Annotated in this window: 28 protein-coding genes; 12 read left to right on the forward strand and 16 right to left on the reverse strand. The window is 54.6% G+C overall.

Translation table 11 applies throughout. The annotated features are described in order from the left end of the window. Positions 1-285: 285 nt before the first annotated feature. Positions 286-633: a Grx4 family monothiol glutaredoxin gene (locus EBA31_RS11465; protein WP_020826673.1), complete on the forward strand. Its 348-nt coding sequence runs from the start codon at positions 286-288 to the stop codon at positions 631-633. Between the two features lie 70 nt (positions 634-703). Here the strand turns inward: EBA31_RS11465 and rnt are convergent, their stop codons facing one another. Continuing rightward, a complete protein-coding gene (gene rnt, locus EBA31_RS11470; RefSeq protein WP_020826674.1) occupies positions 704-1,384 on the reverse strand; it encodes a ribonuclease T in 681 nt (226 codons plus the stop codon). A 79-nt stretch (positions 1,385-1,463) separates the two neighbouring features. After that, positions 1,464-1,871, reverse strand: coding sequence for a lactoylglutathione lyase (gene gloA / locus EBA31_RS11475; RefSeq protein ID WP_041414525.1), 408 nt, complete (start codon positions 1,869-1,871; stop codon positions 1,464-1,466). 325 nt (positions 1,872-2,196) lie between these two features. Between gloA and idi the strand changes: the two genes are divergently transcribed. After that, on the forward strand, positions 2,197-2,736 hold the full coding sequence (idi, locus tag EBA31_RS11480) for an isopentenyl-diphosphate Delta-isomerase (RefSeq protein ID WP_122079119.1): 540 nt from the start codon (positions 2,197-2,199) through the stop codon (positions 2,734-2,736). 80 nt (positions 2,737-2,816) lie between these two features. Here idi and EBA31_RS11485 read toward each other — a convergent pair whose 3' ends face one another. The 4 genes from EBA31_RS11485 to EBA31_RS11500 all read right to left on the reverse strand — a co-directional run bounded on the left by EBA31_RS11485 (position 2,817) and on the right by EBA31_RS11500 (position 7,157). Continuing rightward, positions 2,817-3,914 carry an alkene reductase gene (locus EBA31_RS11485; RefSeq protein WP_122079121.1) on the reverse strand — a complete coding sequence of 366 codons (1,098 nt, stop codon included), beginning with the start codon at positions 3,912-3,914 and terminating at the stop codon, positions 2,817-2,819. 88 nt (positions 3,915-4,002) lie between these two features. Beyond that, positions 4,003-4,623 carry a TetR/AcrR family transcriptional regulator gene (locus EBA31_RS11490; protein ID WP_020826678.1) on the reverse strand — a complete coding sequence of 207 codons (621 nt, stop codon included), beginning with the start codon at positions 4,621-4,623 and terminating at the stop codon, positions 4,003-4,005. 103 nt (positions 4,624-4,726) lie between these two features. After that, positions 4,727-6,364, reverse strand: coding sequence for a phosphoethanolamine transferase EptA (gene eptA, locus EBA31_RS11495; protein ID WP_122079123.1), 1,638 nt, complete (start codon positions 6,362-6,364; stop codon positions 4,727-4,729). A 151-nt stretch (positions 6,365-6,515) separates the two neighbouring features. After that, a complete protein-coding gene (locus EBA31_RS11500; RefSeq protein ID WP_122079126.1) occupies positions 6,516-7,157 on the reverse strand; it encodes an NAD(P)-dependent oxidoreductase in 642 nt (213 codons plus the stop codon). Between the two features lie 141 nt (positions 7,158-7,298). Between EBA31_RS11500 and EBA31_RS11505 the strand changes: the two genes are divergently transcribed. The 3 genes from EBA31_RS11505 to EBA31_RS11515 all read left to right on the forward strand — a co-directional run bounded on the left by EBA31_RS11505 (position 7,299) and on the right by EBA31_RS11515 (position 9,485). Continuing rightward, entirely contained in the window at positions 7,299-8,228 is a 930-nt protein-coding gene (locus EBA31_RS11505; RefSeq protein WP_041414527.1) for a LysR substrate-binding domain-containing protein, read from the forward strand. A 21-nt stretch (positions 8,229-8,249) separates the two neighbouring features. Further along, entirely contained in the window at positions 8,250-8,489 is a 240-nt protein-coding gene (locus tag EBA31_RS11510; RefSeq protein ID WP_115058942.1) for a DUF1289 domain-containing protein, read from the forward strand. A gap of 99 nt (positions 8,490-8,588) precedes the next feature. Next, positions 8,589-9,485 (forward strand): aldo/keto reductase family oxidoreductase, encoded by an 897-nt coding sequence (locus tag EBA31_RS11515; RefSeq protein ID WP_020826683.1) that lies wholly within the window; start codon positions 8,589-8,591, stop codon positions 9,483-9,485. A 57-nt stretch (positions 9,486-9,542) separates the two neighbouring features. Here EBA31_RS11515 and EBA31_RS11520 read toward each other — a convergent pair whose 3' ends face one another. Next, a complete protein-coding gene (locus EBA31_RS11520; RefSeq protein WP_122079128.1) occupies positions 9,543-11,390 on the reverse strand; it encodes a polyurethanase in 1,848 nt (615 codons plus the stop codon). A gap of 240 nt (positions 11,391-11,630) precedes the next feature. Between EBA31_RS11520 and sodC the strand changes: the two genes are divergently transcribed. Continuing rightward, positions 11,631-12,155 carry a superoxide dismutase family protein gene (gene sodC / locus EBA31_RS11525; protein WP_020826685.1) on the forward strand — a complete coding sequence of 175 codons (525 nt, stop codon included), beginning with the start codon at positions 11,631-11,633 and terminating at the stop codon, positions 12,153-12,155. Between the two features lie 6 nt (positions 12,156-12,161). On the opposite strand, the gene EBA31_RS11530 is transcribed toward sodC, so the two are convergent. Genes EBA31_RS11530 through EBA31_RS11540 form a run of 3 tightly spaced genes read right to left on the reverse strand, consistent with a single transcriptional unit; the run spans position 12,162 to position 15,302 of the window. Beyond that, the gene (locus EBA31_RS11530) at positions 12,162-14,195 is read right to left on the reverse strand and encodes an FUSC family protein (RefSeq protein ID WP_122079131.1); all 2,034 of its coding nucleotides are present in this window, start codon (positions 14,193-14,195) and stop codon (positions 12,162-12,164) included. A 9-nt stretch (positions 14,196-14,204) separates the two neighbouring features. Beyond that, positions 14,205-15,062, reverse strand: coding sequence for an HlyD family secretion protein (locus EBA31_RS11535; protein ID WP_122079134.1), 858 nt, complete (start codon positions 15,060-15,062; stop codon positions 14,205-14,207). Between the two features lie 3 nt (positions 15,063-15,065). Then, the gene (locus EBA31_RS11540; protein WP_122079137.1) at positions 15,066-15,302 is read right to left on the reverse strand and encodes a DUF1656 domain-containing protein; all 237 of its coding nucleotides are present in this window, start codon (positions 15,300-15,302) and stop codon (positions 15,066-15,068) included. Positions 15,303-15,482: 180 nt separating this feature from the next. Between EBA31_RS11540 and slyA the strand changes: the two genes are divergently transcribed. Then, positions 15,483-15,917 carry a transcriptional regulator SlyA gene (gene slyA / locus EBA31_RS11545; RefSeq protein ID WP_012144945.1) on the forward strand — a complete coding sequence of 145 codons (435 nt, stop codon included), beginning with the start codon at positions 15,483-15,485 and terminating at the stop codon, positions 15,915-15,917. 86 nt (positions 15,918-16,003) lie between these two features. On the opposite strand, the gene EBA31_RS11550 is transcribed toward slyA, so the two are convergent. Further along, on the reverse strand, positions 16,004-16,468 hold the full coding sequence (locus EBA31_RS11550) for a glycine zipper 2TM domain-containing protein (protein ID WP_044552917.1): 465 nt from the start codon (positions 16,466-16,468) through the stop codon (positions 16,004-16,006). 369 nt (positions 16,469-16,837) lie between these two features. Here EBA31_RS11550 and anmK point away from each other — a divergent pair, with 369 nt between their 5' ends. The 5 genes from anmK to pdxY all read left to right on the forward strand — a co-directional run bounded on the left by anmK (position 16,838) and on the right by pdxY (position 21,388). Next, positions 16,838-17,959, forward strand: a complete 1,122-nt coding sequence (anmK, locus tag EBA31_RS11555; RefSeq protein ID WP_122079139.1) for an anhydro-N-acetylmuramic acid kinase — start codon at positions 16,838-16,840, stop codon at positions 17,957-17,959. Between the two features lie 45 nt (positions 17,960-18,004). Continuing rightward, positions 18,005-18,307 (forward strand): MliC family protein, encoded by a 303-nt coding sequence (locus EBA31_RS11560; protein WP_122079141.1) that lies wholly within the window; start codon positions 18,005-18,007, stop codon positions 18,305-18,307. An 87-nt stretch (positions 18,308-18,394) separates the two neighbouring features. Continuing rightward, positions 18,395-19,048: a pyridoxamine 5'-phosphate oxidase gene (pdxH, locus tag EBA31_RS11565; RefSeq protein ID WP_046373687.1), complete on the forward strand. Its 654-nt coding sequence runs from the start codon at positions 18,395-18,397 to the stop codon at positions 19,046-19,048. Between the two features lie 139 nt (positions 19,049-19,187). Continuing rightward, the gene (tyrS, locus tag EBA31_RS11570; RefSeq protein ID WP_020826694.1) at positions 19,188-20,462 is read left to right on the forward strand and encodes a tyrosine--tRNA ligase; all 1,275 of its coding nucleotides are present in this window, start codon (positions 19,188-19,190) and stop codon (positions 20,460-20,462) included. A 65-nt stretch (positions 20,463-20,527) separates the two neighbouring features. Then, the gene (pdxY, locus tag EBA31_RS11575) at positions 20,528-21,388 is read left to right on the forward strand and encodes a pyridoxal kinase PdxY (RefSeq protein WP_122079143.1); all 861 of its coding nucleotides are present in this window, start codon (positions 20,528-20,530) and stop codon (positions 21,386-21,388) included. A 48-nt stretch (positions 21,389-21,436) separates the two neighbouring features. Here the strand turns inward: pdxY and gstA are convergent, their stop codons facing one another. The 5 genes from gstA to EBA31_RS11600 form a co-directional block, all read right to left on the reverse strand. Continuing rightward, on the reverse strand, positions 21,437-22,042 hold the full coding sequence (gstA, locus tag EBA31_RS11580) for a glutathione transferase GstA (RefSeq protein WP_122079146.1): 606 nt from the start codon (positions 22,040-22,042) through the stop codon (positions 21,437-21,439). Positions 22,043-22,134: 92 nt separating this feature from the next. Beyond that, positions 22,135-23,019 (reverse strand): 4-hydroxy-tetrahydrodipicolinate synthase, encoded by an 885-nt coding sequence (dapA, locus tag EBA31_RS11585; RefSeq protein ID WP_122079149.1) that lies wholly within the window; start codon positions 23,017-23,019, stop codon positions 22,135-22,137. A gap of 106 nt (positions 23,020-23,125) precedes the next feature. Next, positions 23,126-23,311 carry a hypothetical protein gene (locus EBA31_RS11590; RefSeq protein ID WP_020826698.1) on the reverse strand — a complete coding sequence of 62 codons (186 nt, stop codon included), beginning with the start codon at positions 23,309-23,311 and terminating at the stop codon, positions 23,126-23,128. Between the two features lie 73 nt (positions 23,312-23,384). Continuing rightward, positions 23,385-23,651 carry a DUF3811 domain-containing protein gene (locus EBA31_RS11595; protein WP_020826699.1) on the reverse strand — a complete coding sequence of 89 codons (267 nt, stop codon included), beginning with the start codon at positions 23,649-23,651 and terminating at the stop codon, positions 23,385-23,387. 103 nt (positions 23,652-23,754) lie between these two features. After that, positions 23,755-24,420, reverse strand: a complete 666-nt coding sequence (locus EBA31_RS11600; protein ID WP_048762696.1) for an HD domain-containing protein — start codon at positions 24,418-24,420, stop codon at positions 23,755-23,757. Between the last annotated feature and the right edge of the window lie 202 nt (positions 24,421-24,622).

Here is a 24,622-nt window from a genome sequence, read left to right on the forward strand (position 1 = left end):
TTTTGCTGAAAAATCAATCCGTTGATGTATAAAAAAGCGACAATCACCGTCGGAGGGATTATTTAACGGCGCATTTTGATGGCAAAATATATTAGTGAAATGGCCAGATTAAAAATGTTATTCTGCGCATATGTTTTGACCGGAAAGGCTTTGCCGGTAAGACGCGACTGACTACGGGGAAATGCCCTTGCAAAAGATGGCGTTTTCTTGCGACTGTTCCAGCCGCTACAATGGCCGGTGTGATGCATGTTGTAGCCATAAGACTTGGCTTGAGGAAGCAATACAATGACGACGACGATTGAAAAAATTCAGCACCAGATCGCTGAGAACCCGATTCTGCTGTACATGAAAGGTTCACCGAAATTGCCAAACTGCGGTTTCTCTGCGCAAGCCGTGCAGGCGCTGTCTGCCTGTGGCGAACGCTTTGCCTACGTTGATATTCTGCAGAACCCGGACATCCGTGCCGAGTTGCCGAAATATGCCAACTGGCCGACTTTCCCACAGCTGTGGGTCGACGGTGAGCTGGTAGGCGGCTGCGATATCATCATCGAAATGTATCAGCGCGGCGAACTGCAGCAGCTGATCAAAGAAACGGCAGAGAAGTACAAACAGCAGGAAGACCAGCAGCCATAATCGGCTCGGTTTTATTGTTGGGATCCATCGGGCGGCACCAGTGAAGACTGGGCCGCCCGATTTTTTTGTCTTAGTCGGTGTTTTCGACTGCCAGTGGCCAGCCACCCAAGCGTTTCCAACGGTTAACCAGTTCACAGAACAGCAACGCGGTTTGTTCGGTGTCATACAGGGCAGAATGTGCCTGGGAACTGTCGAACGGGATATTGGCGGCGATGCAGGCTTTGGCCAACACCGTCTGCCCCAGTACCAGCCCACTCAGCGCCGCAGTATCAAAGGTGGCGAATGGATGGAAGGGGTTACGTTTCAGGCTGGCGCGCTCTGCGGCGGCCATCAGGAAGCTGTGATCAAAATTGGCATTGTGCGCCACAATGATTGCCCGGTTGCAGCCACGATCCTTAATGCCCTTGCGCACGGCTTTAAAAATAGCGTGCAACGCATCGTGCTCACTGACCGCACCGCGCAATGGGTTACTTGGGTCTATGCCGTTAAAGGCCAGCGCTTCCGGCTGCAGGTTGGCACCTTCAAAAGGCTCCACGTGGAAGTGCAGGGTCTCGTCCTGCTGCAACCAGCCGTTTTCATCCATTTTTAACGTAACGGCGGCAATTTCCAGCAGCGCGTCGGTTTTGGCATTAAATCCGGCAGTTTCTATGTCTATGACTACGGGGTAAAACCCACGAAAACGGCCACTCAGGGCGTTAAGATCACTTTTTTCGGCCATCAGTTTCTTATCTTCATCGAATGCAGCGCGCATTATGGCAAATTTTGCGCCCGGTTGCAGGCGGTTATCACGCAGATAAAAATAAGGGCGCAGGAAGCGCCCTTAATCGACCTCAGTGGCCCAGACCATGCCCAGCATGTTTGTTCTCGATCAGTTCGATCTTGTAACCGTCCGGGTCTTCAACGAAGGCAATCACCGTGGTGCCACCTTTAACCGGGCCGGCTTCGCGAGTAACCTTGCCGCCGGCGTTACGGATGCTGTCACAGGTTGCAGCGACATCGTCGACGCCCAGCGCCAAATGGCCAAACGCGCTGCCCATTTCGTAGCTGTCGGTGCCCCAGTTATAGGTCAGTTCAATCACCGCACCTTCGCTTTCATCGGTATAGCCTACAAACGCCAGCGAGTATTTGTATTCCGGGTTCTCGCTGGTACGCAGCAAGCGCATGCCTAATACCTTGGTATAAAAGTCGATGGAACGTTGCAGGTCACCGACGCGGATCATGGTATGGAGTAAGCGCATAATTCCTCTGATTGGATGTGCCGTTGCCAATGGCGGATGGATTGAAGCGAAATTCAGTATAGCGTTGCCGCATAAGGGATTTCAATGTATGCCGGGGCGGGAGTGGCAGAGTTTCGGTGACATTGTCACCTTATCAATAGCAATCGCACAGTATGTGCCCTATGGTTGATGGAAATAGGTACTATACCCCTCGCAAGGAACAGCAGGGTCGGATAGCGATCCAGACTCAGGGTGAATGGCCTCAATTTATACATTTGGATCTGGTTAATATGCTTTTTTGTTTTTACCCGTGTGGAATGATGGCTACTGCCGAAGGAGATCATTAATGGACGAAATGCTGATTCTGGTGGACGCCGAAGATAATTCCGTGGGGTCGCAAACCAAAACGCTGGTGCACCAGCAGGGATTACTGCACCGGGCGTTTTCAATTTTTATATTTAATAGCCAGGGCAGACTGCTGCTGCAACAGCGGGCTTACGGTAAATACCATTCTGCCGGGTTGTGGACCAACACGTGCTGTGGTCACCCGCGCTGGGGAGAGGCAACGCAGGCAGCCGCACAGCGGCGGTTGCAGGAAGAGATGGGCTTTTGCACTGAGCTACTGCAGGTATCGAGTTTTACCTACCGCGCGGAAGTGCCAGGCGATTTAATTGAGCACGAATTCGATCATATTTACGTGGGCTTGTTTGACGGTGAACCGCAAGAGGATCCCGAAGAGGCCCACAGCTGGTTGTGGGTCGATATTCGGCAATTAGCCCAGGAGATAAAAAACGATCCTGGTAAATTTACCGTTTGGTTTCGCACCATAATGAACAATATCGACGCCGCTGAGATCGAACGTTGGGGAAAGTTGGTTCCCCATTAAATTGCCCCTGAACCGAAAAACGACAAAAGCCCGCCGGCATTCGCATACCGGCGGGCTTTCTTATCTGGTATTCCGCGTTATTACAGCGTCGGGTAGTCAGTATAACCCTCTGCACCGCCGCCATAGAAGGTGGCAGGCTGCGGCTCGTTCAACGCAGCATTCTGCTTGAAGCGCTCTACCAGATCCGGGTTGGCGATATAGCTGCGGCCGAAGGCCACCGCATCGATAAAGCCTTTATTGATCAGCTCTTCTGCTTTCTCGGCGGTATAAGCACCGGCACCGACGATGACGCCTTTAAAGTGGGCGCGTACCGAGTCACGGAAGGCGTCGGAATAAGGCTTGCCGCCGGCCCAGTCGGGTTCGGAAATGTGCAGATAAGCGATATTGCGCTTGTTCAGCTCTTCCACCAGATACAGCGCCGCTTCTTCCTGATCTTCCCCGTTATCCAGGCCGTTGAACGGACCCAGCGGTGAAATACGGATGCCAATGTGTTCTGAACCCCATTCGGCGATGCTCGCGTCAACCACTTCCAACGTCAGGCGAGTGCGGTTTTCGATGCTGCCGCCGTATTGGTCGGTACGTTGGTTAGACGCTGGCGACATAAACTGGTGCAGCAGATAGCCGTGCGCTGCATGCAGCTCGATAAAATCAAAGCCGGCTTCACGCGCGTTGGCGGTGGCCTGACGGAAATCGTTGATTATCCCTGGGATCTCGTCGGTTTCCAGCGCTCGTGGGGTAGAGGTCGGCACTCGTACCCAGGCGCCGGTTTCGTCACGCACGGTGGTGCGGGTGTCGGCATTGATCGCAGAAGGGGCCACCGGTGCCTGCTGGCCCGGTTGCAGGCTGTTGTGGGAAATACGGCCCACGTGCCACAGTTGAACGGCGATATGGCCATTCTTATCGTGTACAGCCTGGGTGATTTTTTTCCACGCGGCGATCTGCTCTGGAGTGTGCAGCCCCGGAGCGCCGGCATAGCCTTTCGCCTGGAAAGAAATCTGAGTGGCTTCAGTGACGATCAGGCCGGCACTGGCGCGTTGAGCATAATATTCGCCCATTAACGGAGTAGGGATATCGCCGGGCTCAATGCTGCGCAGCCGCGTCAGTGGGGCCATAAACACGCGGTTTGGCAGGGTGACAGCGCCAACCTTCAACGGGGAGAACAACTTTTCAATCTTCATAGTGCATCCTATATTAATAGACCGGTCGACTAGTAATGTAATAAAACTGCCCCACAGGGCAAGTTTCGATAAAACCAGGGTGTTTCGTTTAAGGTTGCGGCGGACGCAACAGCAATTCAATACTTTCCAGCGCGCTGGTCAACGGCGCGACCGAGCGGCGGATTTTGGCACGCAGCGAAGCGCCAAGCCACAGTGAATACAGCGTTTCTGCCGTTGCTGCCGGGCTCATGGCAATCGACAAGGCGCCTTCGCGGATACCGCGTTCAATCGCGTCCTGCAGGTGAGCAATCACCCGGGCGGTTCCCGTTTCCAATGCATGACGCATCGGTTCTGACAGATCACTCACCTCGGCGGAAAGCTTCACCGCCAGACAGGCATTGTGGCATTCGCTGCGGCAGTGATAGCTGATTGCCTGGGCGTAATAGCTCAGCAACTGGTGGCGCGCATCGCTTTTATCGTCGGCAAACAGCTGTTTCATTTGCCCATCATAATGCTCGAAATAACGTTGCAGCATCGCTTCACCAAAGGCTTCTTTCGAACGGAAGTAGTGGTAGAACGAGCCTTTCGGCACCCCGGCCGTATTCAGCAGTTCACTCAGCCCCATGCCGGTAAAACCAAGGCGCAGGCTTAGCGTCTCGCCGGTAGCGAGCAAATGTTCACGGGTGTCTGTCGGGCAATGCGCATGTTTAGTCATAATGGCTGTCAGCATAATAGACCAATCGGTCTAGGTCAATAGCAATAAAAAAACCGGCGTAAGAACGCCGGTTGCGATGAGCGGTATTTTGCCCGAGCGGGATGAAGATGTTAAGCGGTTATGAACCGCTGCGGCAGCGTTGCAGAATATCCAACTGCGATTGATACTCGCGAGTTTGCACGTTCATCATGCCGATCAGGGTATGGAACAGGTTGTCTTGCGAGACTTCGTCCTTTTCCGCCATATTGTTCAGACACTGGCGATCGATCTTGAAGTTGCGCTCATAGTCTGCAGACATCCACATCAGGAAGGGAACGTGGGTCTGCTGGCTTGGGGCGAAGACATAGGGCGTACCGTGCAGGTACATACCGTTTTCACCCAATGATTCACCGTGGTCGGAAAGGTACACCAGCGCCGTATTGAATTTCCCGCTGTACTGCTGCAGCAGTTTGATGGTGTCGTCCAGCATGGCGTCGGTATAAAGCAGCGAATTGTCATAGGTATTGACCAACTGCTCGTGGGTGCAATCCTGGATCTGATTGCTGTCGCAGGTCGGCGAGAACTTCTGGAACTCTGGCGTACTGCGGCGGTAATAGGCGGGCCCGTGGCTGCCCATCTGATGCAGTACGATCACACCGTCGTCTTTCAGGCTGTTGATGTAGTCGTTCAGCTTGTACAGCAATACATTATCCATGCACACATCGCCGTCGCAATCCTGCGGCAATTTCAGCTTGGTCATGTCTACGTGCGGTACGCGATCGCAGGCGCCTTTGCAGCCGCCGTCATTTTCACGCCACAGCACGTTAACACCGGCATGAGCCAGTACGTCTAGTACACCTTCCTGATGCGTAGCCAGAGTCGCATCGTAATCCTTGCGCGGCATGTTGGAGAACATGCAGGGGACGGATATGGCGGTTTCAGTGCCACACGAGCTGGCGTTTTTAAAATAGGTCACATTGTCTTGTTTCAGGCGCGGGTTGGTTTCGCGGTCGTAGCCCCCGAGCGAGAAATTCTCGGCGCGCGCCGTTTCGCCCACCACCAGGATCACCAGGGTTTTCTTTTGCTGTGAGGCTATCAGCGGCCCTTTGCGCGCATCTTCACCAATTTTCACCAGCGGCAGGTTACGGGTGAAGTAGCGTTGCTGGGTAAACTTGATGGTGCCGGCGACGAAGTTGGAAGGCGTCAGCATTTTCACTACGCTTTTGTTATTGCGGATCAGCGAAGCGTAGTCCTTATAAAACAGCGCGGCAATAATCAGGATCACCACCACGGAAAGCATCACGTTGGCGGCACGCAGCCCGGCCATGTACCACCAGGGGCGAGTTTTTCGGATATCGGTAAAGCAGACCGCCACCGCCGGAAGAATACCGAGCAACACCAGCCACAGCCCCATGCGGGGTGTCAGCAGGGCCGTGGCCTCCTGCGGATTGGTCTCGAAGGCGTTCTGCATCATATTGCCGTCGATGACCACGCCATAGCTGAACATAAAGTAGTTGGCGGCCGCGCTGCCGAGCAGGAAGAAAATCATCAGCGGTTTACGCAGGAAGGGCACGGTCAGCACGCTGAAAATGATATTCAACGCGCAAAAAATCACTACCGGCATGGTGGCGGCGAAAATAACGCTGTGGACGTTATCGAAGCTGATATACGACCAGGCCTTATGAAGGAATAACGCATTCTGGAACAGAGTGAAGAACAAGGCGCTGGCGAGGATAAAACCCAGGCTGTTGCACTGTAAGCGTTGACGTAACCACATTGCCAAATCTAAGTCCTGCTATTAAGTAATGCGCTGAAATTTACAGGATGAAACTTAAGAAAACCTTAGAGATTCAGAATGGTGGCGAAGTCGTTTAGTTTTGGTTTAGAAAAAAGGTCGCCAGACCGGGGAATGGTCTGGCGATGCGATATCAGTAAGCGGCGGTAAATTGCGCTTTGATAAACTGCGGTTTTTCAATTTCGTCGATGATGGCGACCGACAGATCTTCCACCGAGATACCGGCTGGCGCCTGGCCATTCATCAACAGTTTGGTGGTGCCAAGGCGGAACTGGCCGGTGCGCTTGCCAGGTTCCAACAGGGCAGCTGGCGACAAATAAGTCCAGTCGAACGAAGTCTCGTTACGCAGTTTGTTGCGTAAATCGCGTACCGCTTGTGCGCCTGGACGGATATTTTCCGGGAATTCCGGCGTGTCCACCAATTCAACGCCCGGCGCGACTTCCAGACTGCCGGCACCGCCCACCACCAGCAGGCGTTTAACGCCGGCTTTTTTAACAGCGTCCAGGATCTGCTGTGCGCCGCGGCTGGTTTTTTCGTAAAGGTTGTCTTCCGCCCAGCCTGGGTTATAGGCGCTGATCACCGCATCCTGACCGGCCAGCTGTTTCGCCAGCCATTCGGTGTCGGCGACGTCGCCCAGCGCTATGCTCAGGTTGGCGTTTTCCGGCAGGTCTTTTTGCTGACGGGCAATCGCCGTGACTTGCAGTCCACGTGCCAGAGCTTCATCCAGCACGCGGCGGCCTACAAAACCTGTTGCTCCAATAATGGCTACTTTCATCTTTATGCTCCTGTCAGTAAAGGGGTCAGTATTAACTTTCTGCTCAGATTGACCCGAGCGGGTATAGATAATGTAGTACTTAACAATGATGTTGATTAGTGCCATATTCATGCTTTCTTGATTAAGTAAAACTTCATAATCATGGATAAACTGAATCGAATGGCGGTATTCGCCACCGTGGTGGCCGAAGGATCGCTAGCCGGAGCCGCCCGGCGACTGGGAATGACGCCGTCAGCGGTCAGCCAGCACCTGCGCTCACTGGAAAAAACGCTTGGCGTGCCCTTGTTGCACCGTTCTACACGCCGCCTGGCGCTCACCGAAGCGGGGGCGGCGTTCTATCCCGGTTGTGAGGCGATGTTGTTTCAGGCACAGCAGGCGGAACAGCGTCTGGCGGAACTGCGCGATACCCTGGTGGGAGAATTGCGCATCGCGACGACCATCGGTATCGGTGGTCGCCCGTTAGCGGAGGCGATGGCGCCGTTGTTGCAGGCGCATCCCAAGCTGACGCTGAAGGTGCTGGCTGACGACCGGATTGTCGATATGATTGATCAACGTATCGATATTGCGCTGCGGGTTAATCGTCAACTGGCGGACGCCAATATGATTGCCCACCCGCTGGCCGAATGGCCGATGGTGCTGTGTGCCGCTCCTCGCTATCTCAGCCAGCATGGCGTGCCGGAGACGCCACAAGACCTGGTGCAACACCGATGGATCACCGGGGCTTTCAGCGGTGCGCATCTCGATTTGCATCACCAGAGCGGCCAGCAGCTTAAATTGCGTCTGGCGGAAGGGCAGATTGTCAGCGACAGCATGACCGTCATGCGCGCCTTCACCCGCAATGGTTTGGGGATCTCGATTCAACCCCTGTATGAAATAGAAGATGAGCTGCAACGCGGTGAGTTAATCCAACTGATGCCTGAATGGCGGCCGACACCGTTACGGCTGCATGCGATGACGCTCGAGCGGGCGATGCCGGAGAAAAATCGCCAGGCGCTGCGTTACTTGCGCGACTATTTTCGCCGCCACACCGAAAAGTCACTTGCCAGCGGCGCCGATGGCGTCTTCAATTAGCAAGAGATAACAGGAGGACGCGTGCCGCAGCAGCTTGAGTTTTTTGACATCCCCAGCCCGTGCCGAGGTATCTGCCAGGCCGATGACCGAGGCTTTTGCCGTGGCTGCCTGCGCAGCCGCGAAGAACGCTTTGGCTGGATGCAAATGAGCGATGCGCAAAAAAGGGATGTGCTGCGCCTGTGTCACCAACGCTTCCTGCGCCTGCAGCGAGCCAATAAACAGCCCGATGAGCCGCTACCCGAACAGCCGTCGCTATTTTGACCGGTACTCGATCCGCCGCGCGTTAGCGCGGCTTTCCCCTTTCCACGTCGTTACCCGCTTGTGTATGCTGGCATCAAACACTGTCATGAGGTTTCAATAATGGAAAACCGTATTCAACTCGCGCCGCAGGGGCCTGAATTTTCCCGCATGATTTGCGGATACTGGCGTTTGATGGAGTGGGGCATGTCGCCGCAACAGCTGTTGGCGTTCATTGAGCAGCATATCGAGCTGGGCGTGACCACTGCCGATCACGCGGATATTTACGGTGGCTATGCCTGCGAACAGGCTTTTGGCGAAGCGATGCGGCTGAAGCCGTCATTGCGCCAGTCGATGGAGTTGGTGTCCAAATGCGGTATCGCCACTACGGCCAAACCGGGCAACGCCATCGGCCATTACATCACCGACCGCGAGCATATTGTTTACAGCGCGGAACGTTCGTTGGCGCATCTGCATACCGACTATCTTGACCTGTTGCTGATCCACCGTCCGGATCCGCTGATGGATGCCGATGAGGTCGCCGAGGCCTTTGTGTCTCTGCACCAAAGTGGCAAAGTGCGTCACTTCGGCGTTTCCAACTTCACACCGGCGCAATTTACGTTGCTGCAATCGCGGCTGCCATTCTCGCTGGTGACCAATCAACTGGAGATTTCACCGATTCATCAGCCGAGTATCCTGGATGGATCGCTGGATCAGTGCCAGCAATTACGCATCAAGCCGATGGCCTGGTCTTGTCTGGGGGGCGGCCGCCTGTTCAGCGACGCCGAGTTCCAGCCGCTGCGTGATGAGTTGCAGGCGGTGGCGCAGGAAATAGGGGCCGAGACTATCGAGCAGGTGGTGTACGCCTGGGTGATGCGTCTGCCGTCGGCACCGTTGCCGATTATCGGCTCAGGCAAGATTGAACGCGTGCGTTCGGCATTGAAGGCGCAGCAATTGACGCTGGATCGTCAACAGTGGTTCCGCATCCGCAAAGCGGCGCTGGGTTACGACGTACCTTAACCGGCACGATAAAACGGGCAGCCTCGGCCGCCCGTTTTAACGTTATTACCCCGGTGTTCAGGCCAGTACCACCTGGCCGTCCGACAGGCTATCGAACCCGACCCCGACTAAAGTGACCGTATTGCCGCCAAAATTAAACACCAGATTGTCGTTCACCTCGGAGGCAAAATCACGGAAATTACCGCCCGTACTGCTGCCGTCGGTACCGATAAATACCAGCTTGTCTCGGGCCTGATAGCCGTAAATCAGATCCTGACCGAAGTCGCCGCTGAACAGGAAGGTATTGTTGCCGCCCTGGCTGTGCATTACGTCGTTACCCGCGCCTCCGACGAACACGTCATTGCCTTTGCCGCCAAACAGCTGGTCATTTCCCTCCAGACCGAATAGCCAGGAGCCGGAATCCTTGGCGGTCAGAACGTCATCGGCCGCGGTGCCGTTCGCCGAACTGGCGTAGGCGGTCAACCCCTTGGTGGAAAGTAATCCGTTGTCGGTCACCTGATGATCAACCTCTTTGGTGAAAATCAGCAGTGACGACTCTTTGCTTTTCAGCGTACCAATCGAGTTAGCGAGAGTGATGCCACCGTCAGCATCGCGCAAATAGAGCGTATTGCCGTCGTACGCGACCTCGGTATTTTTCAATGCATGTTGCAAATCCAGGGTGTTATGGCCTTCACCGCCGGAAATAATATTAAAACCGCCATCGTCACGGAAGGTGTCATTGCCGGCGCGGCCCTCGAGATAATCATTTCCCGCGCCGCCCTTGATAAGGTCATTGCCGTCACTGCCGACAATAAAGGTTGGGCCGCTGTGTTGCTCGGCGTTACGGTTGAGGTCTTCCACCCAGGTATTGCTGCGGGTAACGTCAGAAAGATTGGAGACAATCACCGTCGAATCTTTGCTGGTCAGCGAGTAGAACTCTGAATTCAATACCCGCATCAATCCGTCCTGATAAAAGAACGGCAGGTGAGATAACCAGGTTGGCACATTGAGGATAGAGAAGGGCAGAATATTCCAGGCGGTGGAGGCATAGTGGTCGTTGAAATTAACGATGTTATTGGTAGCGGACTCTTGTGGTGCGTCATGCACGCCCAGCGTCGCTGAAGTGCGCGTCGTGCCATCCAACGCGCGGAATACCGGATCGTTTTCGTAGCCGATATTAATGACTTTATCGCCGGTTTCGTATTGGGTAGGAGAAGCGAAGGCGACATAGTTTGACTGCGCATAGAAGCCACCCCAATTGCCGTCGCTGAGCGCCGCCATGCTGTTTACCGCCAGGCCGCCGAGGCTGTGACCACTGATGGTAATGTCATCCCCGCTCAGTCCGTGAGATTGGGCGAACTTGGCCACATCCCCCAGCAGGGTGCCGAAGGCTTTCAGGCTGTAATTATCGGCATAACCATTGGGACCGAAACCGGCCAGCAGGTCATTGACCAGATCGCCGATGGTATCGGTGATTAACGATTCACGCGGGCCGCTGGTGCCGCGAAAAGCAATGCCGATGCCGGTGAGATTACCCTCGCTGTCGTATTTTCCCAGTACTTCGGCCTGTGCAGTGGTATAGCCCAGAGTTTCACCGTAATAGGTGCCACGCGCGTCCGTTTTGCCCTGATAGCCTAATTGATCTGCGCTAATCAATGACCAGCCGGCGTTATTTACCGCCGCCAGCGCCGCCTTTTCCGAGTCAGGGTTCCAGGGAATACCGGGTAATCCCCCCTGTGATTGAGTACTGCCTATCAATGCGGTGACCAGGGTAAAGGGCAGGCCCAGCCCGAAGCCGGTATTATGATAGCCTTCATCAAAACCATTATCGATATTGTGATAGGCGTAGGTGGAAATTGCCATGGCATCGGTAAATAACGCTTTGGACTTCGCCTCATCGAGGCCTTGATAATTAAAGATTCCCATATCAGTTCCTTATGAATTAGCTGCGTTGCCGGGTTAATCTTTGAATAGCTATTGCAGCGAGTCGCAATGAAATGAGTATGCCGCACGGCGTCTGGTCAGAGGACCGACATCGGTAGAATTATTATTAGTAGTAATTATTAAGAATGCGAATTTGATCGCCAAAATTGTGCGTGTTTTGTGCGGTGACGCGGCAGCTTCCCCTATACTGAACACTCACAGAGACTTCAAGGAGATTGATTGATGAAACACTATTGGTATGCGGCCTTTGGTTTGATGGCCTGCGGCGTTGCTCAGGCGGCGACGGTGGATGTTGACATGAATCTGGTGACCGGACAGGGAATTGGTCAGGATATTGGCAAGGTGACGATCAGCGAAACGCCTTATGGTTTGTTGTTTACGCCACAGCTCAAAGCCTTGCCGGCCGGCGTGCACGGTTTTCACGTTCATGAGAAGGGCAGTTGCGAACCGGGAATGAAGGACGGCAAGGCCGTCGCGGCGTTGGCGGCCGGCGGACATCTTGATCCACAAAAAACCGGTAAGCACCTTGGGCCATACGCCGACGGCCATTTGGGGGATTTGCCGGCCATTTACGTGACCGACGACGGCATGGCCAGCTACCCGGTGCTGGCGCCTCGGCTGAAAAAAATCAGCGAAATCAGCGGCAAGGCACTGATGGTGCACGCCGGTGGTGATAATCACTCCGATCATCCCAAACCGCTGGGTGGCGGAGGCGAACGCTTCGCCTGCGGCGTGATTAAGTCATAACAACGGTTAGCGGGCGGTGGATGTCGTCGCTGCGCTATCAACAGGGACAATCGCCTGCTGTAGCTGCTGCAACGAACAGTAAAGCCGCCAAATCAAGCCTGCCAGATCGCGCGCCGCCTGTTCCGGGTGGTGCGCCAGCGCAGTACTCATGTGCTGCAGTTCTTGCAAGCTGGCGTCCAGCGAACTGTGCTGCACGCCTTTCTCCGTCATGATGCCCCGCAGGCAATGAATACAGACGTCGCGAACCGCCGAGAGCGGATCGGAACGGGTTTGCCAGTCACGCAGTTGCCAGACGATATGGCTGCAGTTGAGCAGCACCACGCCCCAGCGCAATAACCAGCTGCGCGCGTCTTGATCCTGACTTTGATTCAGTTGGCTGATGCGATGATAGATTCGCGATTCAAACTGGCTCTCGCTTTGCTGCGGTTTTTTGCTTAACTGATCGATAAAGTCCCGCCGCAGGGCGCGGATAATGCGCCGACTTTTGCGTTTGTCCGAGCTGGGTCGCAATATTTGGAAGGCTAAACCGGCCAGCAATACCCCGACAATCTTCCCGATGCTGTCATTGATAAACGACTGATAGTCGTAGCTTGGTGGATTGGTGACGGAAAGAAAAGAGCCCATGAATACGATCAGTTGCCCCCAGAGTGCGGCGTAGGAGGGGTGCTGCAGCTTGATCATCTGCATCGTTACCAGCACCGGGAATAGAAAGGCACAGAACAGCCAAAAATCATCAATCTGAATCATCAGGCCAAATTTCACCACAAAGCAGACAATCGACAGCAGCAGCACCGCCTTTAGCAGGGTAGTGATGCTGTTGATGGGGGACGGCGTGGAAGAGTAGAGCACGCAGCTGATGGCAATCAGCGTCAGGGCCGAGCTGCCCGCGTCCCATTGGGTGTTAATCCAGTAAGCGCAACCAATGACAATGCACAAAAAGGTGCGCAGGCCGTTATATGCCGCTTCGTAGCTGTCGGTGTGACGGGCCAAAGAGGTGACGCGCGGTGGCTGAATATCGCTGACCGGCGTGGCGCTCTCCAGACGCTGCAACCAGCGGCTGGCGCTCAGATACAGCCAGCAGAAATGGCGCAGACGTAGCCAGAAGGCGCGATGACGATAGTCGGCGGGATCTTGCGGCGCAATCTGTTGCAGTATGCGCGCCAAACGGTACTTGTCAGTCTCGGGGTTACGCAGCTCGGTCAGCAGTTGCTCCAGCACGCTGGCCAGATTGGCCGGGCGATCCGGCCAGTTCAGCAGCATGCGGCGCAGGCTGGAGATCACACTGGTTATGCGTAGCTGCTGGTGCAGCATATAGTTGAGCAGATTATTCTGTCGGCGTAGCCGGTAGTGGCTCCAGAAAGCCTGAATACGCAGCAAGTTCATGGTCAGTATTTGGCCGATAACCCCTTCGTGCGAGGTACGCATCTGCACGGTGATTTCCGGCTGCCACAGCATCGCGGCATGTTCCAATAATCGCAGATGCATGCGCCGCAACGAGGTTAACAAGGTTTCGCCGTCAGAGGTGCTGGGCAGGATCATCATCATCAGACCGCCGCACAGAATACCGGTGATAACCTCACAAACGCGCGCTTGGGCAATATCAAAGATCTGCTGAGTGTCCGTCACGTTGACGGTGCTGAAGGCGATGATGGCGGCGGTGTAGCCCGCTAGCGCGAAGGCGTAGGAAACGTTGTTCTGATAGTGGTTTGAAATATAAGTGCACAGGCCGATCCAGGCGGCGATAAACAGCGTGAACAGCCAGGGATCGTTCAGGCAGTGCCCGGCGATGGCCACCGATGCCGCAGCGCCGACCAGGCTGCCGAAAACACGGCCGATGCTTTTACTGATCACACCGCCAACGGTGGGGAAGCTGACTACCGCTGCCGATGTGAGCGCCCAGTAAGGTTCGTCAAGATTGAGAACGAACGCGACCCACAGTGACAGGCACATGGCCAGCGAATTGCGCAGTGCATAACGCCATTGTCCGCCGGTGGCTTTTCCCCAAGGGGTGCGTTTCCATTCCAAAAAAGGCAGGTTCACACGTTAGCCTTACTGATGAATCGAGATGGTGCAGGTGGTGCCCGCGACCAGCGGCAAATCTGCCGGAACATTTAGCAATTTTATCCGTACCGGTACGCGTTGCGCCAAACGAACCCAGGGCACGTTGGGTTTCACGTCCATTAATAAATCGCTGCTGCTTTCGACGCTTTGATCGTAAATGGCGCGGCCGATACTCTCAACTTCACCCTGAAGCGGAGTGTTGCCGTTATATAAAACGATGTCCGCTTTATTGCCTTCTTTTATATGTTTTAGCTTGGTTTCTTCAAAATAACCGAGCACATAAAACGAGTGCACATCAACCAGCGCAACCAGCGGTGAGCCGACGCTGGCATAGTTACCCACGCGGGTTTGCAAATTGGTGATATAGCCATCGGTAGGGGCATAAATTTTAGTTTTACTTAAATTCCATTTTGCCTGTTCCAGATTAGCTTGCGCGGCTTTATACGCGGCTTTCATTGCCTGTGCCGCTAAATTCGATTCGTCCATATCTTCTGCAGAAATAACATTTCGCGGCAGACCGCGGCGTCGAGCCGCCTCATGATCGGCCTTGGCCAGGTCAGACTGCGCTTTTGCCAACGCGGCCTCAGCATTGTCGAGTGCAATCTGGTATGGCACGGGGTCGATCGTAAAAATCAGACTTCCCGCAGGTATGAACTGATTGTCATGAACGGTTATTTTCTCTAATCTTCCAGAAACTTCTGGTGTGATATTGACGAGTTCGGCGCGCACCTTTCCATCGCGCGTCCAGGGGGATTGCATATAGTAATTCCATAACCACCAACCGGCACAGATGGCAATGGCACAGACGATTACCGTAGAAAAATATTTTAATGTTTTATACGTCATGAGTTACCAACTCGCTAAAATCCACAGGGAGCCGCTGACGGCGATGACGAAAATAGACAAATCCATCAGCATAGGGTGCCAAATTTCGCCGGAATAAATCCAGTCTCGCAACAGGTGGTGTACCAGTAGCCATAAAATCAGGCCGAGCAAAACAGCCTTAAATAGGGGCGGAAAATAAAGCGAGGCGCCCAGCACCAAATCGGGTAGCGGGGACGAGGCATGAAGCCATGAAGTATTCACATTAACAATCCCAGTGAGTGAATATGTTGAGCGGTTGCATAGAGAATAAACAATAACTGATCAAAATGGTGGCTATTTCCACAATATACATTATATACATTTGTGTTTTTAATGTGAGTTACTCAAAATAGTCTAAGCTCTGGGAGGGTATGTTAGCATGCTAATTATAAGGAGGGGTAAGTGGAGTCAACATTAGGTTCAGATTTAGCACGATTAGTTCGTGTATGGCGCGCGCTCATCGATCATCGGCTCAAGCCGCTGGCGCTCACGCAAACGCATTGGGTTACTTTGCACAGTATCAATCGTTTGCCGCCGGAGCAGTCACAGATCCAGTTGGCTAAAGCGATCGGCATTGAGCAACCGTCATTGGTTCGTACTTTGGACCAACTGGAAGAGAAGGGGTTGATTACTCGCCACACCTGCGCCAACGATCGGCGTGCAAAGCGTATCAAACTGACTGAAGCGGCCGATCCCATCATCCGGGAAGTGGACAGCGTCATCAGCTCTACGCGGGGCGAGATTCTGAGCGGCATTACTACTGATGAAGTACAACTGTTGGTTGGTTTGATTGGCAAGCTTGAGCAAAACATCACTGAACTACAAAATAAACAATAAGAATTTCTTTTTATTCGATTAGATTTCACAGCATCGGAAATGAAACCGGAGGCCTAAAGCCTCCGGTTTTACCCTACGCGTAGCGCTTACAGTGGCGATACGGTAATGGTGTCGCCGGTGCGAGCCATACGAACGCGCTGACCTGGGCTGAACTTGGTTGCGCCTGCCTTCTGAACCACCACGATATTCTCTTTCTGGTCGGTCTTGATTTCCAACTCGTAGCCTGAGGTACGGCCGGCGGCTTCGCCGATGCTGTTACCCGCCACGCCACCGGCTACTGCGCCGGCTGCGGTTGCCAGACTGCGACCGGTACCGCCGCCAACGGTGTTACCGAGGAAGCCACCCAGTACCGCCCCGCCAATGGCACCAATGGTATTCGACGTTTCACTGCCCTGAATTTTGACCGGGCGAACAGAAACCAGCGTGCCGTAAGTCACGGTTTGAACCTGCTTGGCCTGTGAAGCGGAATAGACGTCGCCGGACATGGAATCATTGGCGCACCCTGCCAGCGTAACTGCGGCGATGGCAACGACGAGAAGACGCTTGATCATATAAAACTCCTGTTGATAGTAGTCCATAACCTGGGGAACCTTTCCAGGCCAGATTCAATGAAAATGATAGACAAAGTATGGCTCAAACGCACGTACATCACCATGACCCGCTACTGCACGCAGCTTAACGTTGCGCTGTTCAACCAATAATAAACGGTGGTTTAGCTTTATAACAGTGCCGTGAGAAATTCCGTTACACGTTGAGCGATTGTTTAGCGGTGACACCTCAGCAAGAAAGCAGGCAATAAAACAGGCGCATCGTTCACAGAGGTGAAAAAAAACATCAGAATTCATGGCGTTAATTTTTTAATTCTGGTTTATTTGTTGGGTCAAAAATTTGCTTCCCCGCGCAGGGTAAAGGATGTTGCTATGAAGTCAGGCCGCTATATAGGTGTTATGTCCGGCACCAGTCTGGATGGCGTCGACGTGGTGCTTGCCGCGATAGACGGACGAATGGTGGCGCAGCAGGCCAGCTACAGCCATCCGATGCCGATTCAGCTCAAGCAGGATATTCTCGGTATGTGCCAGGGGCAGCAAACCACGCTTGCTGCAGTGGGGCGACTCGATGCGCAGCTCGGCACATTGTTCGGCGAGGCGGTGCTTGGCCTGCTGAAACAAACCGGCGTTGCGGCCCAGGACATCACCGCTATCGGTTGCCATGGCCAGACGGTATGGCACGAGCCCGAAGGTGACGCGCGCTTCTCTATGCAATTGGGCGATAACAATCGCATTGCCGCGCTGACCAATATCACCACCGTGGGGGATTTTCGGCGGCGTGATATGGCCTATGGGGGCCAGGGCGCGCCACTGGTGCCGGCCTTCCATCAGGCGTTGTTGGCGCATCCGGTGGAACGTCGCATGGTGCTGAACATTGGCGGTATCGCCAATCTTTCGATGCTGTTGCCGGGGGCGCCGGTGCGCGGTTTCGATACCGGGCCGGGCAATATGCTGATGGATGCCTGGATCTGGCGCCATCACTCGCAACCTTACGATAAAGACGGCGCCTGGGCGATGGAAGGCCGTGTCTGTCTGCCTCTGTTGCAGCAGATGCTGGCCGATCCTTACTTTGCGCTGCCGGCGCCGAAAAGCACCGGCCGTGAATATTTCAACGCCGCCTGGCTGGAGAACCAGCTTTCGGGGCTGCCGGCGGTCAAACCGGTTGACGTACAAACCACGCTGGCAGAATTGACGGCGGTGACCATTTGCGAGCAGGTTCAGTTGGCGGGCGGCTGTGAGCGTTTGCTGGTTTGTGGCGGCGGGGCGCGCAACCCGTTGCTGATGGCGCGAATGTCGGCGCTACTGCCCGGCACCGAGGTGTGCCTGACAGACGATTTTGGCATCAGCGGCGACGATATGGAAGCGCTGGCCTTCGCCTGGCTGGCGTTTCGTACCTTGTCTGGCCAGCCCGGTAATCTGCCTTCGGTCACCGGCGCCAGCCGTGAAACCCTGCTGGGTGGGATTTATCCGGTTTTGCCTTTAGGGGGCCGTTAGCTCTGTTAGGATAGAAATCGACAGATTTTCCTAAGGAGCAACAGCATGAAAAAAATCATTATTGCCGCCGGTGCGCTGGCGTTGGCCGGTTGCAGCTATGTTCTGCCGCAAAGCAGCCAGACCCTGCACTATCAGTGTGGCACCACGCCGCTGACGGTGGCGCTGGACGGCAAGGAGAGCACCGTCAGCCTGCTGATGGACGGCGAGCAGTTGAAACTCAAGCAGGTGCTGGCCATGACCGGCGCAAAATACAGTGACGGTAAATACACCTTCTGGTCCAAGGGCCAAAACGCCTACCTTGAGCGTAATGGCAAAGTGATCATGAGCGACTGCACGCTGGCGAATTGATCCGGCGGTTGCGGCGTCAGATCGATTGAGATCCTGACGCCGCTGGCGCAGAATAGAATCACGATTTTTCAGTTGGTTGATAACCCAATGATTGAAAATAATGAATTTGATGTTGCGGACCTGCGCCGTGAATACACCCGGGGTGGCCTGCGTCGCAACGATCTGACCGCCAATCCGCTGGAGCTGTTCGAAAAGTGGCTTAAACAGGCCTGCGACGCTCGTTTGGCCGATCCGACTGCCATGTGTGTGGCCACCGTGGATGAAAATGGTCAACCCTATCAGCGTATTGTTTTGCTTAAACATGTGGATGAAAAAGGGTTGGTGTTCTACACCAACCTGGGCAGCCGCAAAGCACAGCAATTGGCGAATAACCCGCATATCAGCCTGCTGTTCCCGTGGCACATGCTTGACCGCCAGGTGATTTTCCTCGGTAAGGCGGAACGGCTTTCCACTTTAGAAGTAATGAAGTACTTCGCCAGTCGCCCGAAAGACAGCCAGATCGGCGCTTGGGTGTCGCAGCAGTCATCGCGCATTTCCGCGCGCGGGGTGCTGGAAAGCAAATTCCTCGAGCTGAAGCAAAAATTCCAACAGGGCGAAGTCCCGCTGCCGAGTTTCTGGGGCGGATTCCGGGTCAATTTCGACTCCGTCGAGTTTTGGCAGGGCGGTGCCAACCGCTTGCACGACCGTTTCCTGTACCAACGGGACGGGAATGACTGGAAAATTGACCGACTGGCGCCCTGAAGACCGAAAATCCCCCTTAAGCGCTGGCACTGATGTCGCCGGCGCTTTATTCTATGCGGTATTCTGAATTTTATATTTCGCTAGTGGGCGAAAGGTCGTGTACCGACAAAGGTGCATTCGTTTATACATGGAGTCATTGATGGCAAGCAGCAACTTGATTAAACAACTGCAAGAGCGGGGCCTCGTTGCCCAGGTTACGGATGAGGAAGCGTTAGCAGAGCGACTGGCGCAAGGGCCAATTGCACTGTATTGCGGTTTCGATCCGACCGCTGACAGCTTGCATTTGGGCCATCTGGTTCCTCTGTTGTGCCTGAAGCGTTTCCAGCTTGCCGGCCACAAACCGGTCGCGCTGGTGGGGGGCGCCACGGGGCTTATCGGCGATCCGAGCTTCAAAGCGGCTGAACGTAAGCTGAACACCACCGATACTGTGAACGAGTGGGTAGAAAAAATCCGCAAACAGGTTTCTCCGTTCCTGGATTTCGACTGTGGCAACAATAGCGCGGTAGCCGCCAACAACTACGACTGGTTCGGCGGCATGAACGTGCTGACCTTCCTGCGTGATATCGGCAAACACTTCTCCGTCAACCAGATGATCAACAAGGAAGCTGTGAAGCAGCGTTTGAACCGTGACGATTCCGGTATCTCGTTCACCGAGTTCTCCTACAATCTGCTGCAGGGCTTCGACTTCGCCGAGCTCTACAACCGTCATCAGGTTGAGCTGCAGATCGGCGGCTCCGACCAGTGGGGCAACATCACCTCAGGTATCGATCTGACCCGCCGCATGCATCAGCAGCAGGTGTTCGGCCTGACCGTGCCTTTGATCACCAAAGCCGACGGCACCAAATTCGGCAAGACTGAAGGTGGCGCAGTCTGGTTGGCACCTGAAAAAACCAGCCCGTACAAGTTCTACCAATTCTGGATCAACACCGCCGACGCCGACGTGTACCGCTTCCTGAAGTTCTTCACCTTTATGGATCTGGCCGAAATCAACGCGCTGGAAGAAGAAGACAAGAACAGCGGCAAGGCACCGCGTGCCCAGTATGTGTTGGCAGAAGAAGTGACCGGCATGGTGCATGGTGCGGAAGGCTTGGCTGCGGCCAAACGTATTACCCAGAGCCTGTTCTCCGGTGCACTGCACGACATGACTGAAGCTGACTTCGCCCAGTTGGCGCAGGACGGTATGCCGACCATCAAGCTCGATGGCGACGCCGATCTGCAACAGGCGCTGGTGAATGCCGAGCTGGTACCTTCACGCGGCCAGGCTCGCACCATGATTGGCTCCAATGCAGTGACCATCAACGGTGAGAAGCAGTCTAACGCCGAATATACCTTCAGCGACGCCGATCGCCTGTTCGGTCGTTACACGCTGCTGCGTCGCGGCAAAAAACATTACTGCCTGGTAGATTGGCAGTAAACGAAATTGCAGCAAAGGGGCCCTCAGCGGCCCCTTTATTTTTAAGGCATCAGAGCAAATTTTTGATGAAAAACATTCTTTCTATTCAGTCCCATGTGGTGTTTGGCCACGCGGGCAACAGTGCGGCAGAATTTCCGATGCGCCGCATGGGCGTTAACGTCTGGTCGTTGAACACCGTCCAGTTCTCCAATCACACCCAGTACGGCAAGTGGACCGGTTGCGTGATGCCGGCCAGCCACCTGACGGAAATTGCTCAGGGTATTGCGGATATCGATCAACTCAAGCATTGCGATGCTGTGCTGAGCGGTTATATCGGTTCGCCGGAGCAGGGTAGCCATATTCTGGAGATCGTGCGTCAGGTCAAACAGGCCAATCCGCACGCCTGGTATTTTTGCGATCCGGTCATGGGTCACCCTGAAAAAGGCTGCATCGTGGCACCGGGCGTGGCGGAGTTTCATTGTCAGCAGGCATTGCCGTGCAGCGACATGATTGCGCCAAACCTGCTGGAGCTGGAGTTGTTGAGTCAGCGCACCGTCGCGAATGTTGATCAAGCGGTAAGCGCTGCGCGTGAGCTAATTACCAAGGGGCCGAAAGTGGTGCTGGTCAAGCACCTGAGCCGCGCCGGTTACCATCCGGACTGTTTCGAAATGCTGTTGGTTACGGCAGATGAAGCCTGGCACATCAGTCGTCCGCTGGTGGATTTTGGCAGCCGCCAACCGGTAGGCGTGGGCGATCTGACCAGCGGCTTGTTGCTGGTTAATCTGCTTAAGGGCGAGGCGCTTGATAAGGCGCTGGAGCACGTGACGGCAGCGGTTTATGAAGTGATGCTGACAACTCAGGCAATGGGACAGTACGAACTACAGGTGGTGGCGGCTCAGGATCGTATCGTGCAGCCAGATTGTGATTTTAAAGCGGTAAAGCTGTAATTAAGCTGACGCTGTGCCCCGGCGGATTATCGCGTCGGGGCCAGGAAATTATTTCAATCCTTCCGCGTTCAAGGTGGCATCTACTGCCGGCCGTGCGGCCACGCGATCAAAATAGGCCGATAAGTTGGTGTGCTTTTTGAGATCAAACTGCATGGCGATAGCCCAGCGCAGAACGGTAAACAAATAGGCATCTGCCACACTAAACCGGTTCCCCAGCAAGAAATGCTGCTTCGCCAGCACTGAATCCAGATAGCTGAACTGCTTCTCCAGTTTTTCCCGCGTGAAGGCTTTGTATTCTTCAGGCGTTTTCGGGTTAAACAGCGGGCTGAAACCCTTGTGCAGTTCGGTGGCAATATAGTTAAGCCACTCAATCGCATGGTAGCGCGACAGAGTGCCCGCTGCGGGCATCAGAGCGCGATCCGGCACGCGATCGGCCAGGTATTGCACAATCGCGACGCCTTCGGTCAGCAGACTGCCGTCATCCAACAGCAGCGCAGGCACTTGTCCTTTCGGGTTGATGGTCAGATAGTCGGCACCGCTTTCCGTTTTCTTCAGCGCCAGATCGACCTTTTCCGCCGTGAAATCCAGGCCCGCCTCACGCAGTACAATGTGTGGAGACAGAGAACAGGCACCGGCTTTATAGAACAGTTTCATCGAAAGCTCCTTGATAATGATGAGTGACAGGCATGCTCAACTTCTGATCCTAGCTCTATAACGCCAAAATTACAGCGGGTTAAACGACAAATTTAACTTATCAACGCGGCTTCGGGCTGCAACTGCGCCAGGGTGACGGCAATTTGCTGTTGCAAAGCCTGCGGCGCGATTTGCATGGGCGAACGCAGCTCGTTACGGATCAGACCCTGCTGCGCCAAGGCGGCTTTGACCGGGGCCGGGTTCGGGAAGCTGAACATCTGCTGGATCATTGGCAGCAGGCCATAGAAGTTAGCGCGGGCGGCAACCAAATCGCCGTCGGCGACCTGCTGCACCAATTGCACAAAACGCTGCGGCTGAATATGCGCGGAAGCAGAAATCGCCCCGGTGCCGCCCAGGCACAGCGTCGTCAGGATCAGGTTATCTTCCCCGGTCAGTACGTCGATTTCACCGTCGTTAATCAGCGCCATGGTGGTGTCCGGATTACCACCGCAGTCCTTGATGGCTTTCACCTGCGGATGGCGTGCAATCTGGCGCAGGGTTGCCAGCTCCATCACCACGCCGGTGCGTTGCGGAATGTTGTACAGGATCACCGGCACGCTTGAGGCGTCGGCCAACTGGGTGAAATAGTCCACCAGACCGCATTGCGACGGGCGAATGTAGTAGGGCGCGGGGATCAGCACGCCGGCGACGTCACGCAGCTGGATCGCCTGTTGCATTTGCAATGTGTCGATCAGGTTATTGCCGGCCAGCCCCATCACCACCTGATGGGCTGGCGTCACGGCCAGCACGGCATCGAGCACCGCCAGCTGTTCTTCCTTGCTTAACGCGGCAGCCTCACCGGTAGTACCGCAAACCACCAACCCATCGACGCCAGAGGCGATCAGGTGTTGGGCCAGCCGTTGGGTGGCGGGCAGGTCAACGGCGTTGTGATTAAATGGGGTCACCAGCGCAACCCAGATACCGGAAAATGAGGCCATAGTAATTTCCTTCAATGCGAACAATAAGAAGCCAGATGAGATAACAAGAGGGGAAACGAGTCGTACACCGCCCAGTCAGCTCATCTGACGGGACAGCGCGCCCCGATCAAATGAGCGTCTGTTTCTTCGAGTAAACTGCCACCAAACCTTCAAGCGGCAATGCCGATATTTGCGCAGCGTCATTGTGGTTGAGGTGAGTCATGGCGGTCTCTTGAAAAGGGGTAATGCGATGATAATGAATATTCTGCATGATGCTGTCAATTTGCAACAGGTTGATAACACGGTTATTCATGATTAAACCGCGCTGATGAGTTTGGCTAATAAGCCGGGAAAAGGAAAACCCCGCCTTGGCGGGGCGAAATTGATTAGCGGGGACGGCGTGCGCCGTTGATCGAAGCCGACCAACTGAATGTTTCCCCGGTGGGTTGAACGCGATTGGCTTTGCGTTCGGCCCGGGTGGCTTTTTCAATTTTCTCGCGGGCGGCAGTGATGCGAGCCACCACCTCATCCTTGATCTTGTTATTCTCGCCATTGGTCAAGGCGCGCCCGAGGCTTTTACGTGCCTTGTCCAACTCGGTTTTTACTTCACGTTGCTCGCTTTCCGTCATGTCTTTCAGCGTCAGTTTTTTCATTTTTGCAGCCTGGTCAGTGAAGTTGGCATCCAGTGTACAGCAATTAGCGGTGTGAAGATGCTGCTGCCGTAACGGAAATGCCAGTTTGCAGGGCGCTGGCGCGTTACATCTCTTCCAGAAGTTCGCTGAGGAAACGCCGCATGCGTTCGGTACGTTCCAGCGCCATTTTCTTGCCGGTGGCGGTTTGGAAACCTTCCTGCAGTTTGAATAACTTGGTTTCGAAGTGATCCAGGGAAAAACGCTTGTCGTCATATTGGCGCTGTTCCGCCAGCGGATCGGCGGCATCGTACAGCGCGCTGCGCATGCGTCCACCAATATAGAAACACCGCGCTACGCCAATCATGCCGATAGCGTCCAGACGGTCTGCGTCCTGAATGATTTTTGCCTCCAGGCTCTCCGGGGTAATGGCTGCGGAGAAGCTATGGGCCTCGATGGCATGGGCGGTTTCGGCAATGTCCTGCGGCTCCCAGCCCAGCTGTTTGAGCATCAGGGCGCCTTTCTCGGCCGCCATGCGCGAAGCCAGATGGCGCTGTGGCGAGTTTTTTTCCACTGCCACACAGTCATGCAACAGCACAGCCGCACACAGGATGCGACGGTTGCCGCCTTCTTGTTGGCTGATTTTGCGGGTGTTTTTCCACACGCGATGCAGATGTGCCACGTCATGAGAGCCATCATCGGAATCGAGCGTCAGCGGCAACAACGCCTGAGCCAGTTCCTGATGGGGGGCGAAAGGCTGTAGTAAGGCTTGCGTCAGTGGTGAAGAATGCACGTGTTTTGTTCCTTGTGGGCGGAAAACCTCAATCATAACCCCCTTTGATGCGGCGGTGATGACAACGCAATGTTCTAATTGTTTACTACAATGCAACAGACTATTGCCGCAATCGCGGTTTTTATACCGGAATAAGCAACTTACAATGACGCCATTCCGGTCATCTCCGCTTGGTGTAAACCTGTGTCTGCGGGGTATGGCC

This window comes from Serratia sp. P2ACOL2, from assembly GCF_003691565.1.
Taxonomy (GTDB): domain Bacteria; phylum Pseudomonadota; class Gammaproteobacteria; order Enterobacterales; family Enterobacteriaceae; genus Serratia; species Serratia liquefaciens.